This is a genomic window from Rhodococcus sp. 06-418-5 (genome assembly GCF_002258285.1).
In the GTDB taxonomy this organism is placed as follows: domain Bacteria; phylum Actinomycetota; class Actinomycetes; order Mycobacteriales; family Mycobacteriaceae; genus Rhodococcoides.
In genome coordinates this window covers 17287-35139 of record NZ_NOYE01000035.1, presented here as the reverse complement: position 1 = coordinate 35139, position 17853 = coordinate 17287, and the positions used below count along the sequence as shown (strand labels likewise).

Below are 17853 nucleotides of genomic sequence, written 5' to 3'. Positions count from 1 at the left end.
CGGTTTGCTCAGAGAAGGGAACATCAGCGATGACCATGACAGACCGCCCGCCCGGAGCACATACTACGCAGCCACCACACGCATACCTGGGAGCAACGGACTTCCTCGACATCGAGCACGAATCCGTGCGGGCGTTCACCGCCGCGGCAATCGGAGATGCGAGCAGCGACCGTGACAAGGCCAGACGCCTCTTCGCCGCCGTCCGCGACCGAATCTGGTACGACCCATACACCGTGTCGGACGATCCGGCCCACTATCGAGCGAGCTTCGTCCTCGAGGCCGGGCGCGCTTACTGCGTCCCGAAGGCGGTGCTGTTGACCGCAGTGTGCCGGGCGGCGGGTATCCCAGCACTGCTCGGCTTCGCCGACGTCCGAAATCACCTGCAGACCGAGACGTTGCGCACGCTGATGGGCGGCACCGACCTGTTCGTCTACCACGGCTACAGTCGCCTCTACATCGAGGGCCGGTGGTTGAAGGCCACGCCGGCATTCAATGTCGAGTTGTGCGCTCGTTTCGGCGTGCCGCCAGTGGAATTCGACGGCGATCGCGATGCTCTCATGCATGCCTTCACCGCAGACGGAGCCCAGCACATGGAGTATGTCCGCGAACGAGGAGTCTTCGACGACCTACCCTTGAACGCGATCTTGACGGTGCTTCGGCACTCCTACGGCCCCACGATCTTCACGGGCGCTCACCCACTCGATGATGTTTTCACCGGCCGCACCCGGCCGGACGAAACTCCCGGGGATCGAAACCTTCCGCGGGAGTCTCGATGAACACAAGCGGTGAGAACATACGTCTTGAACCCCGTATCGCGGCCGACTGCCGATCGGTCGGAGCTCTCTCCGCGAACAACCACGGCGTGACCACTCGGACTACCTCGGACACCTTCGAATCGGGTGAGCCGATACCTGCTGGCAGAGCTGTGCCGTATGACTGTCTCGTCGGCGCGGCCGTGTTGAGGCCGACACCGGAAGTTACACCGAACAGACGAGACTCGCTCTGCCGCTGGAATTGCGGCTGCGGGCGATGAACGACCGATCCGAACGCCTCCCCGGGCACGAGACGCCGCGCGATACCCATATCCCTCTTTCGTGTGCGCAGCCACCACCGCGAGAGCGGCCCGAACGGCGTCTACCGATGTCTCTTATCTATGCAAGGAGCGCAGCAGATGACAAACAACGCACCTCACACCCCCGCCAGGACCGTAGCGATCACAGGTGGAGCTCGAGGCATCGGCTATCAGACAGCGAAGGAGTTGATTCGACGAGGCCACCGGGTCGCCATCGGCGACATCGACGAGGCACGTGCGAAGGAGGCCGCCGCCGAACTCGGGGTGAAGGTCGTCACCCGACTCGACGTCACCGAACCTGACTCGTTCACAACGTTTCTGGACCTGGTCGAACGTGAACTCGGACCCCTCGACATCCTGATCAACAACGCGGGCATCATGCCTACCGGCCACGCCCACGAAGAGGACGATGCAATAACCCGGAGGCAAGTCGAGATCAACGTCCTGGGTGTCATCTTCGGGACCAAACTGGCTCTTCAGCGAATGCTGCCACGCCGCACCGGACACATCATCAACACTGCGTCATTGGCCGGCGAGCTCGCGGTACCTGGTTTGGCGACCTACTGCGCTACCAAGTTCGCAGTCATCGGATTCACAGAGGCCGCACGACTGGAGTACCGCAAGTCAGGGGTTCGACTGTCCACAGTCCGCCCGACGTTAACCAACACCGAACTCGTCGCCGGAACCGCCGGCGCAAAGGGATTACGCAACGCCGAGCCGGAGGAAATCGCCCGCGCGACAGCAGATCTGATCGAGAATCCACGCCCCTTCGTCCGCGTCACCCGTCTCGCAGGCGCAATGGTCGCGGCGGTGAAATTCGTCCCCCGGCGGCTGGCGACCGGACTGGGTGCGGCCCTGAACACAGATTCGGTGTTCCTCGCGGACGTCGACATGACTGCTCGCCGAACGTATCTCGACAGAATCCAGAACAGCTGAGCATGCCGACACGCGCGCTCGACCAACCACCCGAAAGGCAGCCACAGTGCCCCACACGACTCTGATCGAGAACTATCCCCACCGGATGGGAGGGCACTGCGGGTCAGGTGCAATGCGAGACCTTCTCCATTGGCACGGTCTGGGATGGGACGGACCACCCGACGAGGGGTTGGTGTTCGCACTGGGTGGTGATCTCGGTTTGTCCTACCTGCGATCGGACGACCTGGTCCCACCGATGTACCTGGTCGGCCGCGGTGCCGACTTCGAGATCGACTTACCGCGCAGGCTCGGCGGACAAGTCGAGGTTCTCACGACCGACGATCCCGGTGAGGGATGGTCATGGGTTCGCGACGACATCGATGCGGGACGACCCAGTCTGGTCTGGGCCGATATCGCTGAGCTGCCCTACTTACGGGTGAAACTGCAGATGAGTCGCCACGACATCGTGGTGATCGGCTACGACGAGATCGGGGGGACTGCCTCGGTCGTCGACAACGATCGGGCCGACGTGCAGAAGATCCCGCTCGACGCGCTGGCTCGGGCGCGATCTTCCACCTCGTTCCCGCAACCGACACGTCACTGCACGTACCGAATCACGTGGCCGCAGACACTGCCGCCCGTGTCGACTGCCGCGGCCGCGGCCTTCGCCCGATCCGCCGCCAGCATGCACGCCCCATCGACACCGGGAATAGCCGACCACATACCAGCAGCCGGTGCCGACGGTTTGGCCGCGGTCGACCAGCTGGCAACCGACGTCAAGAGCTGGGTCGACCTTCCGCCCGATGACCTCGAGACGCTGCTGTTCAGTCTCGGTATCTTCATCGAAAAGGCCGGAACCGGAGGCGGGCTCTTTCGTCGGCTTCTCGCCGACGGCTGTACCGAGATTGCACGTCTGACCGGTGATCCCGCTACCGCAGACCTCGCGGTGGCCGCCGATCACTGCGCCCAGGCCTGGACCGAAACTGCCCGCGCCGGAACACAACGCGGTCTCGATGTACGAACACGCGCAGCTGCGGTGGCCGTGTCGGCTGCCAGACTGTCGGAACTCGAGCTGATCCTGGTGGAGTCCCTGGAGTCTGCTTCACGCTCGCTGTCCGCCATCACGAGATGATGCCCACCGTCGTTCGATGGCGCGCGGTACACGGGGCGCATCGCACTGTGCTGCAGCTGTCGTCGCCGACACCGTACGCCCTGGCGACCTCACTGATCGGCTTGGAAGAGTCGATGACCTCTCGGCACAGTTCGTCTTTGAACTCGGTGCTGAAAGATCGACGCGATCTGCTCATGCTTGTAGATCCCTATTCCAAGCGGGTCTAGTGTCCGAATCCCTGGGCCGATCAGATCACGACGCCAGCCACTGGGCTGCGGGGTGGATGACCCTCATCTGCAACCTCGCCGACGTTTTCAACGCTCGACGAGGCGACCTTGGCAGGTCCCCGATAAGTCGGGCCACCGTGTTCTAGATCCATGGTGTAGTTGATTCAGCGACCTCGCAGCCCTCGACCGGTTGGTGGTTGTGGGTGCATCGGGCAGCGTACGCCCCCGCAAGCGGGAGGGACCCCCAGGGCGGCGTGAGGTATCCGAGTGATGAGTGCCGGTGTCGATGGTTGTGGTGGTCTTTGAAGTCCTCGATCACCACCCTCGCTTCGAGCAAGCTCGTCCAGTGATTGCGGTTGAGGCCCTCCGTAGTCGATTGTTGACGGATTCGATGTGTCCGTTGTTCCACGGCGTCCCCGGCTGGATGTAGGAGATACCGACACGGTCGCGCAGAAATGTTGCAGCACATGGGAAATGAACTCCGGACCGTTGTCCGTCCGCAGCACTTGCGGCGGCCCGTCCCACAGCACGAACGTCTTGTCGAGCTCGCCGGTCAGCCGCTGTGCGGTGATCGACCGCTCTACGATATTCAAGAGGGACTGCCGGGTGTGTTCGTCGATCATCGACGCGATCTTGATCGCCTTACCATCGACGGTCGAATCGAACTGAGAGTCCTTAGCCCACAACACTTTCGGGGCATCGGCTTCGACCTGCGGTCATGAACTGATGCCGGCGCGTTTGCGGGGATGGTAGATTCGAACCTGCAGACCCTCCTTCCAGAGCCGGTGGACCTTCTTCTTGTTCACCGACAAGCCCCTCGTCGTGCCTCAGATGCGCCCAGGCGCGGCGGAAGCCGTGCAGTGGATGCGAGCCTGCGTACGTCCGCAACGCGGCCCTCAGGGCTGCGTCGGCGATCGGTGTTCGTGCGTAGGTGGAGCGGGTAAGCCCAACAGCTTCGCACGCCCAGTCGTTTCGACAGACTCATGGTGTACACGAGCATGTCGACAGCGCTGCGCTTGGCGGCTGGGCTCAGAATCTTCCCTTTCGCTACCTCCCGCAGTGCATCTTTCTCCAGCTCGGCCTTGGCGAGCAACCGTTTGAGCTTGCCGTTCTGCTCGCGCAACTCTTTGAGTTCCTTCGCGGCATCGGTGTCCATCCCGCCGTACTGACGCCGCCAGTTGTACAACGTCGCCGCCGACACCTCGAGCGCCGCCGCGATCTCCTCCTGCGTCTTGCCCGCAGCGGTCAGTTCGTCGGCACTGCGCAGCTTGCGCACGATGCCCTCGGCAGAGTTGCGTTTCCGTCCAGCCATGTTTTCCATCGTCCTATCCGCCCAGCTCATGGGCAACAAGGCTCTAAATCGAGATGGCTCCGTTCACTTGGGGACACGCCAACCTGTCAGCTGATTAATCCGACGGAAGTTCCCGAAACCATGTATCAGGTACTGCACGTACCTGATACTGTGCGAACACCTTATCGCGACGAGCTGCGCAGACAGAAGAGGAGACCGGTATCTATACAGAAATTGCTGGTCGAGCGACAGCCAGTCTTGTGACCTTTGGAAATTCGATTGCCCTCGCCGGCCAGGCACTGCGGTGGGCCGTGCGCGATATTGTCACCGGACGGTTTCCGTTTCGGGAGTTTGTCACACAGACGTGGTTCGTCATCACCGTAACGACGTTGCCAGCGATCCTGGTCGCGATTCCGTTTGGCGTCATCGTCTCGGTGCAGGTCGGAAGTCTAACCCAGCAGGTCGGGGCCACATCTATCGCCGGAGCCGCCGGTGGACTCGGGATCATTCAGCAGGGGGCACCGATCGTCACCGCGCTCCTGCTCGGTGGTGCGGCAGGGTCGGCCATCGCCTCTGACCTTGGCGCACGCACCGTCCGTGAAGAAATCGATGCCATGGAGACGCTCGGACTAAATTCGACACGTCGACTCGTCGCACCTCGATTCGTCGCGGTTCTCATCGTCGCTCCGATGTTATGCATGCTCATCGTGTTTACCGGTCTCGTGGCTGGCTACATCCTTAGCGTCAACGTCCAGGGCATCACGCCGGGGAGCTACGTCGCATCGTTCGCATCGTTCGCATCATCGGCGGACATCCTTGTAGCGCTGATCAAGTCAGTGGTGTTCGGTCTCGTGGTCGTGACAATCGCGTGTCATCGGGGCCTGTCCACGAAAGGTGGCCCCAAAGGTGTGGCTACATCTGTCAACGCCACCGTGGTCCTAGGGGTGGTGGCGTGCTTCGTCATCAACGTGTTCATCACCCAACTGACCATCATGTTCGTCCCGCAGACCATCGGATGACGGAGAACACGTGACCGCAGTACCATCCACCCGTTATACTTTGGTTACTCGTCCGATCGTGCGTGCTGTGACACCCCTCGCTGAGGTCCCCGCGCAGCTCGGGCACATTACAACATTCACCATCGACACCGTCGCCGGAATTCGGCACGTCGCAACCACCTATCGACGACAGACGTTTTTATTCATACAGGAGTTTGCCTGGGGACGAGGCGCTGTACTGGTCGGCGGGGGTACCGCGATCGTGCTTGTGATTCTCGGAATGGCTGTCGGGGCGTCCATCGGCATCCAGGGCTACGCCTCGCTAGACCTGGTCGGGATGGGGTCTCTTACGGGATTCATTTCGTCATACGCCAACACTCGAGAGTTGGCACCGATGATCGCCGCGATCGGCTTCGCAGCCCAGGCCGGCTGTCGCCTCACTGCGGAAATAGGTTCGATGCGTATCGCCGAAGAGATCGATGCGCTCGAGTCGATGGCGGTGCGGCCGATTCCGTACATCGTCAGCACGCGTGTAGTCGCGGCGATCACTACCATCATCCCCCTCTACATCGTAACGCTGATACTCAGTTTCGGCGCGGCCAAGCTGGTCGTCATCCTTCTACACGGCCAGTCGGCTGGCACCTATGACTTCTATTTCGATGCGTTCCTCAAACCGCAGGATTTGGCTTTCTCAGTCATCAAGGTCCTCGTTTTCGTGGTGTCGGTCGTCATCATCCACAGCTACCAGGGTTACTACGCCAGCGGCGGGGCAGAAGGCGTCGGCCGCGCGTCTGGTCGAGCGATCCGCAGCAGTCTCATCATCATCGTCGTGGAGGACATGATCTTAACCCTGTTGATGTGGGGTTTCGATTCGGGCGTCCAGATTTCGGGCTAGGAGTTCAAGTGGCTGTATTTCAAGATCCATCAGGACGCGCGCCCTCACTGGCGAACTTGACCCTGCGCGGGATCGGGGTTCTCGTCGTAGTGACGGTTGCCGGCTATCTTCTGGCGGGCAACGCGACCGGAAAATATGAAGACAACACGACAGTGACGATCACCACCGACGCGGTTGGTGACGGGTTGAAGGGCGGATCGGAGGTGAAGTATCGGGGCTTCACGGTGGGCAAGGTGTCCTCGGTGTCGGGGCGCGACCAAAGTGTAAATGTGAAAATCGAGCTCACCGGAGTGAACGACGACATCCGGTTGCGTCAGGGCATGGCCGTGAATTACACGTCCGCCAGCGCGCTGGGGCCGACGGCACTGGAGATTGTGGACCCCGGGCGGGGAGTCCTCATCCGTGATGGCGGCAGCGTCTATGTGAGCAAGCTGCAGTCCGAACACACTTCGGTATCGACCCTGATTCGAAAACTCTCGAAGCTGGTCGATGCTCTCGATCAGCCGGCGTTCAATTCTGTGGTGAAGTTTGTCGTCGATGATTCCCAAACGTTTGCCGATGCCGGCCAGCTCATGTTCCAGATCGCGCAGCTCACTCGGGACGTTCAACAGCGGCCAGTGGGCCAGGATTTGGCGATCGCGGCAGACCTGTCCCAGGGCGTTGCCGACTTCATGACGCCGTTCGTTCCGGGCATCCTCATAAACGTCGACGTCGCTGACTTCTTCGCCACCGACGAGGCCATCAAACAGGCCACAGGCAACCTCAACAGCACCGGCGAGGTTCTGTTCGGGGGACTGGGAGGACTGTTGAGCGAAAACTACCCGGCGTTGAGTTCGGTACTGGACGTCGGCCTCGATCTGGCGAGGCCGGTCGCCAGATCGGCATCGGGACTCGCGCAGACCATTTACACCATCCCGCAGATCCTGGACAGCATCGACAACGCCACGCCGCAAGTCGGCGAGCGAGTACAACTTCAGGTCGCCCTGGTAGTGCAGACGTCACCTGCGCTGCAGAGCGCGCTTGCAGCAGGAGGACCAAGAAGATGAAGCTCAAGTCGTTAATTCCCACCATCGTCAAGATCGTCGCGTTCGCCGCAGTCATCGGCGTTCTCACCTACGTGATCATCGCCATCCTCGAACCCAGCTCGGACGGAGCGAGTTCTGAACGGTCTGCGGTCTTCTCCGATGCATCTGGGCTCAAGCCTCGCGACGGTGTGCGTTTGGCGGGAGTAAAGGTCGGATATGTGACGGCGATCGGCCTGAAAGGGCCCACCGCGGTCGTTCATTTCCAACTGAACAACGACGTCGCGATCACGTCGAGCACTACCGCCGCCGTGCGTTATCAGAATCTTCTCGGACAGCGATATGTCGAATTGATCGGTGCGGCACAGGGAAAGACACAGGGGGCGGCGCTTACACAGGTGGCGCTCGACAAGACCGTTCCCTCATTTGATGTGTCCACCTTGTTCAACGGGTTCAAGCCGGTGTTCGACACGCTTAACGCCGACGAGATCAATGAACTGCAGTCCAACTTGTTGCGCGTTGCTCAAGGTGATGGGAGGGGTATATCGCCTGTTCTGGAGCAGGTCGCCAACATCACCGCCTACGGGGACCAGCGGTCTGAGATCATCACGAATATTGTGACGAGCCTCGGCCAGGTCTCCGACCAACTCGAAGGCCGCTCGGCGCAGCTGGTCGAACTCGTCGACCAGCTGGGATCGATCGTCGACGCCTTCAGCCGCGTGAGTGACCGGTTGCGGGAGTCGCTAGGCGAGGTCAACCGGTCCATGGAGAAAACTGTCATCGCCGGGGAGCAACTTGAGTCAACTTACGACCAGAGTTTCGCGACGATCTATCAGCGTCTGGCGCGAGAACCCGGGGAGTTGGAGGGGCTACTGAATGGCGCGGTACTGCTCAAGCCCCTTATGGACTCGCTGAACGCTTCGACGAATTCCACGCCGACTGAGGCACGATGTTCGAAAGGCCTTCTGCCCCTGCCGGATACAGCTACGATTGCGCTTATGGGGCAACGATTGGTGGTGTGTAAGTGAGGTTGTTCAGTCGAAATCGACCGCATCACCAGTCCGAACGCAGACGCGACCTCATCGTCGCCGCTGTGGTGGTGGTGACCGTGGTGGTCGGTCTGGTAATCGCCGGGACCGTGTATATCGCACCGCCCGGCCAAAAGGTGTACTCGGCGCAACTGGTCAACACCGGAGGGCTGGAGTCGGGTGATCAGGTGCGTATAGCGGGGATAAGACAGGGAACGGTGTCGTCGGTGGACCTCGCGGGAACATTTATCACAGTCGAATTTCGACTCGACGACTCAGTGCCAGTCCGTTCGGATGCCACCGCAGCGGTTCGCCTGATCACGCCGATCGGCGGGCGAGTTCTGGATCTGGACCCAGGGTCAGGACCGACCTCGCTGTCGGGGGCGATCCCCCTTGTTCAGACATCGAGTACTTACGACATTTCGGACACGCTCGAGACGACGACGCCGGTGTTCCGCGATGTAAAGGGCGTCGATCTCCGTCAGACTGCGTCGCTGCTGCAGAATGCGTTCTCCGACGGCAACACAAACATTCCCGACGCACTGAGGAACACCAGCAGTTTGATGGAACTCTTAGAGCGACAGTACGGTCAGCTCGACAAAGCGGTCGCTCTATCCGATGAATACGTCAACGCTTTCGCCGATCAAAAACAGGTGCTGGTCGACTTTCTCCGTCAACTCAGCTTCCTTGCCAGTACGCTGGGACCTGATATCGAGAACGTCCGCGGCGGGTTCGACCTTCTCAGTCGTCTGTTCAAACTTCTCACGAGGCCGCTCGTGGCTTACAGCGATGGAATCGAACCGTCTGTCCAACAATACAAGACGCTCCTCGACAAGGTGTCGTCAGAGCTGCCAGGCTACTCCGATGCCCTGGCCCAGGTTGATCAGATCACTCAGCGCCTCGGCGTCCTCCTCCAGGCGCCGGTCGGTGCGTCGACTACCACAGAACCAGAGGTTCGTGTGTGCATTCCGAGTGGTGACGACAAATGTTGACTACATGGATCCGAAGACTGTTGCTCCTGATCGCCGTGGTGGTTGTGGTGGTCGCTAGTGTGGAAATAGGGGGGAGGGTGTCCGACGACACGCGCTCCCTGTGTGCCGAGTTCACCGACGCATCGGGCCTCTTCGAAGGCAACACAGTAGCCATGCTCGGCAAGAAGATAGGCAGCGTCGTCGGGGTGCACCAGAATAGTGATCAGTCCGGTGTAAGGATCGAAATGCGGATCGACAAGAGCGTTCCGCTGCCCGCCGACGTCGGCGCGACTCTGGTGTCGACATCCATCGTGACCGAACGTCAAATCGAGTTCACCAAGCCGTACTCTGATGGAGCCCGATACGAGACGGATCAGTGCATTCCGTTGAGTAAGACGAGAACCCCGCTGGGAATCAGTCAGACGCTCGACTCGATCAGCAACTTGTCCGAGGACCTGGTCAAGGACAACGGCAGGAACACCGACGCGATCTTGCAGTCCCTCGAGCTCGTCTCCCGCAATCTAGAAGGAACGCAGGGTGACGTGGCCGGGATCATCAAGGACTCAGCCACGCTCATCAACGACCCGGCAAAGCGGGATATGCAGATTCGCAGCATCGTCGGGAACCTCGCCGCACTGACGGGGGTGGCAACCGAGAACGACAAAGAGGTGACCGCCCTCTTCGACAACTTCGTAGGTGCCATCGAGGTCATCATCGCGTTCGGCCAGACCTTCGGCGCGGCAGTCGAGTACGCGGGGACGTTCGTTCCGATCCTCTCGAGGTTCGCAACAGATTTCGGTCCCCCGATATTCGCGATCGGTGATGCTGCCGTTCCGCTCATCGCCGACATGGGAGAGCAGCCGGACATGGTGGTAGCGATCGCAGCCCGCACGGCAGACCTCATCGTGAAACACCCCGATGCCAAGTCAATTGTGCAGGCGTTCGCAGTGTCGCTGCCTTTGCGAAGCCTGGTCGGTGGCTGCGCCGCGCCGGTGGCAAACGGAGTCTGCGGGTCCAGCGATGTATCGAGGACGATCGCAGGGATGATGGGGGGAGGGGCCTGATGATCTCGGTAAATCGCGCATGCCTCGGACCCATGGTGGTCGCACTGATGGCAACGATAGTTTTCGTAACATCGTGTGGGATCAACGCCGACAATCCGCCGACGATAGCGACCTCCGACGCGGACGGTTACGACATCCAGATGGAGTTCACCAGCGCACTCAACTTGCCGGCCCTCGCAAAAGTTCTCTCGGGGGGAATCAGCGTCGGGTTCGTCGAAGATGTCACGTACGAGAACGGGCATGCGGTCGTGAAAGCTCGCATCGACAACACGACTCAGCTGCCGGGCGAATCGCGGGCTGAGCTACGTCAGGACACTCTCCTTGGTGAGATCTACGTTGCCATCCTTCCCCCAGCCGAGCCGTCGACGGGTGCCTTGCTGCGGTCGGGTTCGGTGATCCCGTTGGCACGGACCGAGCCGGCAGCAAATGTCGAGGACGTCATGCGCGGGATGTCGAATGTTCTCGGCGGCGGTGAGCTCGACAAGATCCACACCGCGATCTCGACATTGAACACCACGTTCCCCAAGGACTTGCAGCAATTCGACGCCCTGTATCAGACAACGCTGGAGACCGTCTCGGAGGTCTCCTCGAATACCGACAAACTCGACGTAGTGTTGAGGTCGGCTGATCAGACTCTGAAAGTGATCTTGGACGATCCGTCGGGAATCGACCGGATGCTGACCAAGGGCGGACGCAACTTTTCTGGCCTCGGCTACTCCCTGATCGAGGTCGCGTTACTCATCGCCAACTTGCGTGATTTCGCTGTGTCCGCGGGCAGGATCGTGGATCCGGAGTACTTACGGATCAAGGAGTCAGTGGCCGGGATCGCCCCGGTGATCGATTCGATCGCCAACTCCGACATCTACTCGAAGTCCGTCACGGAGCAGGCAACGAGCGTCATCCGCGACAAACTCATTCCATTCGTGCGGTCGCCCGACATCAACCTCTCGGACATCTCCATCGATGGTCGGGACCTAGCGCGGCGTGACGCCGAATCCTTCATAACCGTGTTGAGATCAATCGGAATGATGCCGTGAACCGCAGCAGCACGCTCATATCGATACTGGCTCTCGCCGTCGTGTTCGTCGTAGGGCTCGGCTACCTCGTCGTCGGCGTGGCACACATCAACCCCACCCGCTCCGAGTACTCGTTAACCGCCATCATCGACAGCTCAGGCGGTCTGCTGGACACATCGCCGGTGATGGTGCGGGGGGTACCCGTCGGAAAGGTGTCCTCGATCAACGTCGCGGATTCGGCAATTAAGGTCGAGATGACGATCGATTCCGACCACAAGATCCCCCAGGACAGCGAGATGTCTATCCAGAATCTGTCGCTCGCGGGGGAACAGTACATCAACTTCGTGCCCGCGGGCACGGCAACCGGTGGGTACTTCGATAACGGAGACGTGGTGCCCGCGGACGCGGTGCACGTGTCGCAATCGGTTCCCCAGGTGTTGCCAAAGTTGGCTGCAGTGGCAGATGGGCTCGACCCGGAATCGATCGAGTCCATCAACAAGACCGTCGCCGAGGCCGTCGCCGGACGGCAGGACGACCTCGACACGATCGGCGACATGATGCACCGTGTAGTCGATTTCGTCGGCAAAGATGGGTCCGTCCGGGTGACCGCGGACAACGCCGAGTTCCTGCTCGGCCTCTTGTCCAATGCCGGGGACGTCCTCACTACGGCATCTGTACGCACCCCTGACGCCGTGAACGGGCTGGCGCGGATTCAACGGGCGTTCATCAGGTTCACAACCACCTCGTACGACAAGTGGCCTCCCGTGTTGAAGCTTGTGGAAAAGCTCAACGGCTATATTCAGATCCTGCAGCCGGATCTGCTGACGATCACCCGGGCGGTGAAACCGGCGACCGAGAAAGTTGCCGACACATACGTCGACTTCGGGTCGATCGGCGACCTCCTCGGCCGAACTTTCCCGGCGTCGCGACCAGGTCGCGCCGAGGTCCCCGTCACCGTGTCGCCGCCACTACGGTGACGCCCCGTCCGCAAGCGACTGTCACCGTAAGTACACAGAAGGTCCCACATGACAAATGACGACCGAACGAAACCGCACCCCGAGCCCACTGAGGTCGAGGACAGCGCGGCAGCAGCGACGCCGGATGGCGATCTACTGATGGACGAAAACGCCCCAGCCGCGTCCGCCGTAGCCACGGCTGGGGCTGGAGACAGCGACGTCGAACCCCCCTCGCCAGGTGGGCACCGCTGGTCAGCATCGCCGCGATCACGTGCCGTGGTGGTTTCGGCCGTGATCGTGGTGCTCGCTGTGCTGGCCGGCGTGTTCGCCTACCTCTACCTCGAGGCCGACGAAGCGAAGTCGGTATTGGAAAACGACGCCGCGCAACGGGCCGCCGCGGCGAAGGCCGCCTCGGATTACACGACCAGATCCCTGACCTACAGCTACCAGAACACCGACGCCTTTTTCGCGGCAGTCAAAGAGGACGCGGGTGAGGCTCTAGTCAAGCGGTATGACGAGGTTCGGCCGACGCTGACCCAGATTATCCAGCAGGCCCAGGTGCAGGCGTCGGGACGCGTTCTGGCCACCAGCGTCACCGGTGACACCGGTGACACCGACGAAGAATACACGGTGATGGTCTTCGCGAGCCAGAAGACGCAGAACGTGCAGAATCCACAACCGAGTGAACTGCCGACATTGTTGAAGGTGGTCGTGACGAAAACCGCCCAGGGCTGGCAAATTCAGGACTATGGCCCAGCTGAATGAGGCGGCGGCTCCGCAGAAGGAGTTCCACGAAGAGCAAGATGCAGGACGGTACTCATTCTTCGACGCGGTCGCAGATGTCGGAGATGTCGGCGGGGTCGACGCCGGTGAGGAGTTGGGTGATCTCTTCGGGTTGCGGGTGCCACTCGATCGGGTCAGTTTGCGAGTGGTCGAACACCGACATAATCGGGAATGTCGGGATTTTGCAGGCCTCCTCGCCGTGCCGACGGTCAAAGACACAGCGATGGTCACCACGGCGCTGAAGATGGCGTTGTGACGACGAGATCACGGTGGACGCCGCGTCGGCTCAGGGCTCATCCATCACAGCGGTGCCGGCAGTCAGGGCGGATTCAACCTGTCGTCGCAACACAGTGCCGTGAAGCCGAGCGTATCTGCTCTGCAAGCACTTCCGCTGGGGTTCGCCACCCATGTGTTTTGCGCGGGCGGTTGTTGAGTGCATCCGTCACGGCCTGAACGTCACTTCGACGGTATCGAGCGAGATCGGTTCCCTTCGGAAAGTATTGTCGCAGCAATGCATTGGTGTTTTCGTTCGTTCCTCGCGGCCAGGGGCTGTACGGGTCGCAGAAGTACACACGGATCCCGGTTTCTGCGGTCAACTCCGCATGACGTGCAAGCTCCGCCGCGGTCCCAGGTCACCGATCTGCGCAGGTGCTCCGGCAGCGGTGTCATCGCAGCCTGGAGTGCATCGCGGACCGACTCCGATCCGTAACCGGACAACGCCGGCCCGTTCTTCACCGGGGGCGCATCCCCGTACCCATCCTTACGTGGCAGATGCAGCAACGTGGTGAATCTGCTGGTGCGTTCGACAAGCGTACCCACTGCGGACCTGCCCAGCCCGATGATCAGACCTCACCGTTTTCGTCGCGGATCACGCCCGAGAGCACTTCCTGCACGTACTCTCGAAGAGGTTCGTGTTCAACGAGTTTGGCTACCTTGGGTCGCCTTGCCGCAAGATCGGCTTTCCATTGCGCCACTGATGTGCGGTACTCGAGCTTGCCGTCGCGGGTGGCAGCGTTGCGAGGGGATTGCGGCATCGATCCGCTGTGTCGGGATGCGTACGACAATGCGTTGGCCGAGAGCACAATTGGGTTGTTCAAGACCGAGGCAGTATCGAAGAGAAGCCCGTTCCTGAACGGCCCGCTCAAGACCATCGACGATGTCGAGTTCGCCACGATGGGATGGGTCGACTGGTTCAACCAACGCCGCCTCCCACAGCACCCTCGACTACCTCACACCAGACGAATTCGAGAAGGCCTACCGCAGTCAAGAATCGGCTGTCTGGTGGCGTTGCTTCACCCGCCTGGGCGCTATCGGACTGGATGCTGGGGAACGCCCAGGGCGCAAAGCGGGTCGGTCAACCCTGATGTTCACTCTCTGCTATCGACTCAACTTCCTCGAGCGTGGTGGGGATGTGGTACGGCGGTCTGCTCGTGCCCGAGATGCGATAGCGGTCCCAGAAATCAGGGTCGCCCACGACGCACTCGGCGCGTCCCTCTGGTGTCGCAAAGACGGCAACCGTGCGCCTTCCCGAGAGGGCGGCGTGGAGCGCATCATTCTTGTCGATCCTGCCGTACCAGGTGTATAAGCCGTTGAGGGGCTGGAAATAGCCTTTGATCTTCACCCCGACAGCAATCTCCTTGCCACGGCACACCAAGGTGCCCTCGCCGGAGTAGTCGAGATCGTGGTCGTCAGACACGCAAGGCTCACTTTCTTCACATCGAACATTGACAAAAGAACGCATTGGCGCTGACACTATCAGTATCCGGTACCCGGAGTACGGGTATGAAGTCGAGACTCAGCTCGGCCCGGAACGCAACGGAGGTGTCACATGACCGTTCAAAATGTGGAGACCAAGCCCGACGTCTCAACGGAAGGCGCTGCGCGTGTCAGCGCCCGCAAGCCCGTCGACATGCAGAGATCTGCCGGCCGACTGCTGCGGGCGGCGGCCGAAAAATTCTATGACGCGGAGATCGACATCGATTGGGACTCACCCTGGGAGGAAGGAAAGTACTACCTGCCAGAGCATCGGGTCTCGCTCTACGGCACCAAGCTGTGGGAGAGAATGAGCGATGAGCAAAAGGCGGAACTCGGGCGCCACGAAATCGTCAGCATCCTCAGCTTCGGTATCTACGCGGAGAATCTGCTCAGCTCGGCGCTGCTCCGAACATCCGCCAAAGGCGCCCTGACAGATCAAAGGTCCCTCTACGCCCTTAACGAGATCGGCGACGAGGCACGTCACTCGACGATGTTCGCCCGACTGATCAACAAGACGGGCCTGGCACCGTACAAGTTGCCGAAGGGGTTCTTGAGCATCGCGAAGATCTTGCACTTTGTGCCTCTCGGCCCGTCCGTGTCCGGCGCGACTCTGCTCATCGAGGAGATCCTCGACCGCGCTCAGCGCGAGGCGATGAATGACCCGAAAATGCAGCCGCAGCTGCGCCAGCTCATGAAGATCCACGTTCTCGAAGAGGCCCGTCACATCACGTTCGCGCGGCTGGAAATGGTGGAAGGGATGCAGCGTCGCGGACGCATCTCGCGCGCCTGGCATAGAGGCACGTTGGCGGCCATTGCGAACTTTGCATACCCGTTGCTCATCAATCCGAAGGTATATCCCGATGTCGGAATCAGCCGTCTGCGCGGCCTGTGGGCGCAGCAGACGAGCCCGAACTATCGCGTCAACTTGCAGTTCATGTCCGAGCCGATGATCCGATTCTTCCACGAGGCCGGAATGATGGAGGGGAAGTTCACGATGGCGATGTGGCGCGCAACGCGCAGCCTGCCCGACGATCTGCGCTAACACGCCCGGCCCGGTCCGCGCGTCCCACAGCCCATTCCTCGACCCCACGACCGGATTCCTCGGTTCGTGGGCTTGGGCGGATGACATTCCCACACCTGCCACGCGTCACGGCGCGCCGTGCGGGTCCGTTTTCTGCATTCGATCAGGAGATTTTCACAATGCCGTCCTCCAACGCCAAGTCCGCCGCCACGGCGACAGACCCGGGAATAACCGAGCCCATCACTACCAAAGTTCTCATCATCGGCAGCGGCTTCTCTGGCCTCGGTATGGCCGTCCAGCTCCGACGACGCGGGTACAGTGATTTCATCGTTCTAGAAAAGGCCGACTCCGTCGGTGGGACGTGGCGCGACAACACCTATCCGGGATGCGCGTGCGACGTACCGTCACTGATGTACTCCTACTCGTTCGAGAGTCGCGGTAGCTGGTCGAAGGTGTGGTCCTCGCAGCCCGAAATCGAGCAGTACCTGAAAGATATCTCCAACAAGCGTGGTGTCACTCAGAAGATCCACTTCGGGCAGAAGTTGGTCTCCGGATACTGGAGCGAGTCCGAATCTCGGTGGCACCTGCGTACCGAGTCGGGCCGGGAGTACGTCGCGCAGTACATCGTGTCCGGTGTCGGCGCTCTGCACATCCCGAATTTTCCGAATATCCCCGGAATCGACGAGTTCGCCGGCCAGGCGTTCCATTCGGCACAGTGGGACCACACGGTGGATCTCCAGGGCAAGCGGGTGGCCGTCATTGGCACCGGTGCCAGCGCGATTCAGTTCGTGCCGTTCGTGCAGAAGGACGCCGGCACACTCACGGTCTTCCAGCGAACCCCGGCTTGGGTACTTCCACGCAAGAACTTCGCGGTGCCGCCGGTACTTCGGACGCTGCTCAGCAAGATCCCCATTACTCGCCGCCTCGCTCGGTGGTCGGTCTACTGGGGCGCAGAGAGCCTGGCCTTCGGGCTTAACGGCCACTCCAACCTTATGCGACCGATCGAAAAGGTGGCGAAATGGAACATCGAGCGTTCTATCACCGACCCCGAGCTCCGCCGGAAGCTGATGCCGTCCTACCGCATCGGATGCAAGCGCATCCTGGGATCGAACGACTACTACCCTGCGCTCGCCGCCCCCAACACGACAGTGATCAGCGATCGGATCGAAAAGATCACTGCCGATTCGATCGTCACCCCTGACGGCGTGTCACACCCTGTGGATGTGATCATTTACGCCACAGGGTTCCATGTCACGGACGGGTTCGATCAACTCGCGCTCAAGGGCGCTCGGGGCGAGGACTTGCCGTCGCACTGGCACCGGACGGGCATCAATACCCACCTCGGCATCACCACCGAGGGCTTCCCGAACCTGTTCTTCCTGCTCGGACCTAACACGGGTCTTGGGCACAACTCTGTCGTGTTCATGATCGAGCAGCAGATCAAGTACATCATGAAGGCCATCGACGCCGTCGACAGTCGAGGTGCGGAGCGTGTTGATGTGCGGGCCGAGGTTCAAGAACACTTCAACAAGAGCATCCAACACAAGCTCGCCAAGGGCGTGTGGACCAACGGCGGATGTACGAGTTGGTATCTGGACTCGCAAGGTGTCAACCGTACGGTATGGCCCGGGTTCACCTGGCAGTACTGGCGAGCGACGAAAGACTTCGATCCCGCCGAGTACGAGATCGCCTGACAATCCAACCGTAGGTCATCGAGAAGTGAGTATC

General features: G+C 60.9%; 18 protein-coding genes and 4 pseudogenes. 16 read left to right on the top strand and 6 right to left on the bottom strand.

The genetic code is table 11. The annotated features are described in order from the left end of the window. Positions 1-35: 35 nt before the first annotated feature. The 3 genes from CH274_RS24730 to CH274_RS24720 all read left to right on the top strand — a co-directional run bounded on the left by CH274_RS24730 (position 36) and on the right by CH274_RS24720 (position 3119). Positions 36-776 carry a transglutaminase-like domain-containing protein gene (locus tag CH274_RS24730; RefSeq protein WP_094643799.1) on the top strand — a complete coding sequence of 247 codons (741 nt, stop codon included), beginning with the start codon at positions 36-38 and terminating at the stop codon, positions 774-776. 395 nt (positions 777-1171) lie between these two features. Further along, positions 1172-2008, top strand: coding sequence for an SDR family oxidoreductase (locus CH274_RS24725; protein ID WP_032370841.1), 837 nt, complete (start codon positions 1172-1174; stop codon positions 2006-2008). Between the two features lie 46 nt (positions 2009-2054). Next, entirely contained in the window at positions 2055-3119 is a 1065-nt protein-coding gene (locus CH274_RS24720) for a BtrH N-terminal domain-containing protein (protein WP_032370842.1), read from the top strand. 55 nt (positions 3120-3174) lie between these two features. Here the strand turns inward: CH274_RS24720 and CH274_RS29830 are convergent. The 4 genes and pseudogenes from CH274_RS29830 to CH274_RS30035 form a co-directional block, all read right to left on the bottom strand. Next, positions 3175-3294 (bottom strand): annotated as a pseudogene (locus CH274_RS29830) (transposase); the annotation flags it as partial. Between the two features lie 173 nt (positions 3295-3467). Beyond that, a complete protein-coding gene (locus tag CH274_RS30045; protein WP_373453944.1) occupies positions 3468-3794 on the bottom strand; it encodes an integrase core domain-containing protein in 327 nt (108 codons plus the stop codon). Between the two features lie 7 nt (positions 3795-3801). After that, a pseudogene (locus tag CH274_RS30040) lies at positions 3802-4014 on the bottom strand (IS3 family transposase); the annotation flags it as partial. 113 nt (positions 4015-4127) lie between these two features. Next, positions 4128-4637, bottom strand: coding sequence for a transposase (locus tag CH274_RS30035; RefSeq protein ID WP_369597600.1), 510 nt, complete (start codon positions 4635-4637; stop codon positions 4128-4130). A gap of 290 nt (positions 4638-4927) precedes the next feature. Here CH274_RS30035 and CH274_RS24705 point away from each other — a divergent pair, with 290 nt between their 5' ends. The 10 genes from CH274_RS24705 to CH274_RS29380 are packed head-to-tail and all read left to right on the top strand — an operon-like array spanning position 4928 to position 13605. Continuing rightward, positions 4928-5635, top strand: coding sequence for an MlaE family ABC transporter permease (locus CH274_RS24705; protein WP_228139276.1), 708 nt, complete (start codon positions 4928-4930; stop codon positions 5633-5635). A gap of 10 nt (positions 5636-5645) precedes the next feature. Further along, the gene (locus CH274_RS24700) at positions 5646-6509 is read left to right on the top strand and encodes an ABC transporter permease (protein ID WP_032370845.1); all 864 of its coding nucleotides are present in this window, start codon (positions 5646-5648) and stop codon (positions 6507-6509) included. Between the two features lie 8 nt (positions 6510-6517). Next, on the top strand, positions 6518-7555 hold the full coding sequence (locus CH274_RS24695) for an MlaD family protein (RefSeq protein WP_032370846.1): 1038 nt from the start codon (positions 6518-6520) through the stop codon (positions 7553-7555). Next, positions 7552-8559, top strand: coding sequence for an MlaD family protein (locus tag CH274_RS24690; RefSeq protein WP_032370847.1), 1008 nt, complete (start codon positions 7552-7554; stop codon positions 8557-8559). The genes CH274_RS24695 and CH274_RS24690 overlap by 4 nt, the downstream gene beginning before the upstream one ends. Continuing rightward, the gene (locus CH274_RS24685) at positions 8556-9551 is read left to right on the top strand and encodes an MlaD family protein (RefSeq protein ID WP_032370848.1); all 996 of its coding nucleotides are present in this window, start codon (positions 8556-8558) and stop codon (positions 9549-9551) included. Before CH274_RS24690 ends, CH274_RS24685 begins: the two co-directional genes overlap by 4 nt. Continuing rightward, positions 9545-10594, top strand: coding sequence for an MlaD family protein (locus CH274_RS24680; protein WP_032370849.1), 1050 nt, complete (start codon positions 9545-9547; stop codon positions 10592-10594). Before CH274_RS24685 ends, CH274_RS24680 begins: the two co-directional genes overlap by 7 nt. Further along, positions 10594-11631, top strand: a complete 1038-nt coding sequence (locus tag CH274_RS24675) for an MlaD family protein (protein WP_032370850.1) — start codon at positions 10594-10596, stop codon at positions 11629-11631. Before CH274_RS24680 ends, CH274_RS24675 begins: the two co-directional genes overlap by 1 nt. Further along, complete coding sequence (locus tag CH274_RS24670) at positions 11628-12587, top strand: MlaD family protein (RefSeq protein ID WP_230593002.1); 960 nt, start codon at positions 11628-11630, stop codon at positions 12585-12587. The genes CH274_RS24675 and CH274_RS24670 overlap by 4 nt, the downstream gene beginning before the upstream one ends. A 48-nt stretch (positions 12588-12635) precedes the next feature. Then, positions 12636-13331 carry a hypothetical protein gene (locus tag CH274_RS24665; protein ID WP_032370851.1) on the top strand — a complete coding sequence of 232 codons (696 nt, stop codon included), beginning with the start codon at positions 12636-12638 and terminating at the stop codon, positions 13329-13331. After that, on the top strand, positions 13315-13605 hold the full coding sequence (locus tag CH274_RS29380) for a hypothetical protein (RefSeq protein ID WP_032370852.1): 291 nt from the start codon (positions 13315-13317) through the stop codon (positions 13603-13605). Before CH274_RS24665 ends, CH274_RS29380 begins: the two co-directional genes overlap by 17 nt. A gap of 73 nt (positions 13606-13678) precedes the next feature. Here CH274_RS29380 and CH274_RS24655 read toward each other — a convergent pair. Beyond that, positions 13679-14368, bottom strand: a pseudogene (locus tag CH274_RS24655) (IS30 family transposase); the annotation flags it as partial. A 31-nt stretch (positions 14369-14399) separates the two neighbouring features. Here CH274_RS24655 and CH274_RS29825 point away from each other — a divergent pair. Continuing rightward, positions 14400-14607 (top strand): annotated as a pseudogene (locus CH274_RS29825) (integrase core domain-containing protein); the annotation flags it as partial. A gap of 96 nt (positions 14608-14703) precedes the next feature. On the opposite strand, the gene CH274_RS24645 reads toward CH274_RS29825, so the two are convergent. Next, positions 14704-15045 carry a DUF4873 domain-containing protein gene (locus CH274_RS24645; RefSeq protein ID WP_027498244.1) on the bottom strand — a complete coding sequence of 114 codons (342 nt, stop codon included), beginning with the start codon at positions 15043-15045 and terminating at the stop codon, positions 14704-14706. A gap of 132 nt (positions 15046-15177) precedes the next feature. Here CH274_RS24645 and CH274_RS24640 point away from each other — a divergent pair, with 132 nt between their 5' ends. Both CH274_RS24640 and CH274_RS24635 read left to right on the top strand, forming a co-directional pair. Further along, complete coding sequence (locus CH274_RS24640) at positions 15178-16146, top strand: AurF N-oxygenase family protein (protein ID WP_027498243.1); 969 nt, start codon at positions 15178-15180, stop codon at positions 16144-16146. A gap of 158 nt (positions 16147-16304) precedes the next feature. Next, a complete protein-coding gene (locus CH274_RS24635) occupies positions 16305-17819 on the top strand; it encodes a flavin-containing monooxygenase (protein WP_032370853.1) in 1515 nt (504 codons plus the stop codon). Positions 17820-17853 lie beyond the last annotated feature (34 nt).

Bases quoted from the DNA above. Each gene is read 5' to 3' on its own strand.
- CH274_RS24730 (WP_094643799.1), top strand. From the start codon at position 36: ATGACAGACCGCCCGCCCGGAGCACATACTACGCAGCCACCACACGCA.
- CH274_RS24725 (WP_032370841.1), top strand. From the start codon at position 1,172: ATGACAAACAACGCACCTCACACCCCCGCCAGGACCGTAGCGATCACA.
- CH274_RS30045 (WP_373453944.1), bottom strand. From the start codon at position 3,794: ATGTGCTGCAACATTTCTGCGCGACCGTGTCGGTATCTCCTACATCCA.
- CH274_RS30035 (WP_369597600.1), bottom strand. From the start codon at position 4,637: ATGGCTGGACGGAAACGCAACTCTGCCGAGGGCATCGTGCGCAAGCTG.
- CH274_RS24690 (WP_032370847.1), top strand. From the start codon at position 7,552: ATGAAGCTCAAGTCGTTAATTCCCACCATCGTCAAGATCGTCGCGTTC.
- CH274_RS24680 (WP_032370849.1), top strand. From the start codon at position 9,545: ATGTTGACTACATGGATCCGAAGACTGTTGCTCCTGATCGCCGTGGTG.
- CH274_RS24675 (WP_032370850.1), top strand. From the start codon at position 10,594: ATGATCTCGGTAAATCGCGCATGCCTCGGACCCATGGTGGTCGCACTG.
- CH274_RS24665 (WP_032370851.1), top strand. From the start codon at position 12,636: ATGACAAATGACGACCGAACGAAACCGCACCCCGAGCCCACTGAGGTC.
- CH274_RS29380 (WP_032370852.1), top strand. From the start codon at position 13,315: ATGGCCCAGCTGAATGAGGCGGCGGCTCCGCAGAAGGAGTTCCACGAA.
- CH274_RS24640 (WP_027498243.1), top strand. From the start codon at position 15,178: ATGACCGTTCAAAATGTGGAGACCAAGCCCGACGTCTCAACGGAAGGC.
- CH274_RS24635 (WP_032370853.1), top strand. From the start codon at position 16,305: ATGCCGTCCTCCAACGCCAAGTCCGCCGCCACGGCGACAGACCCGGGA.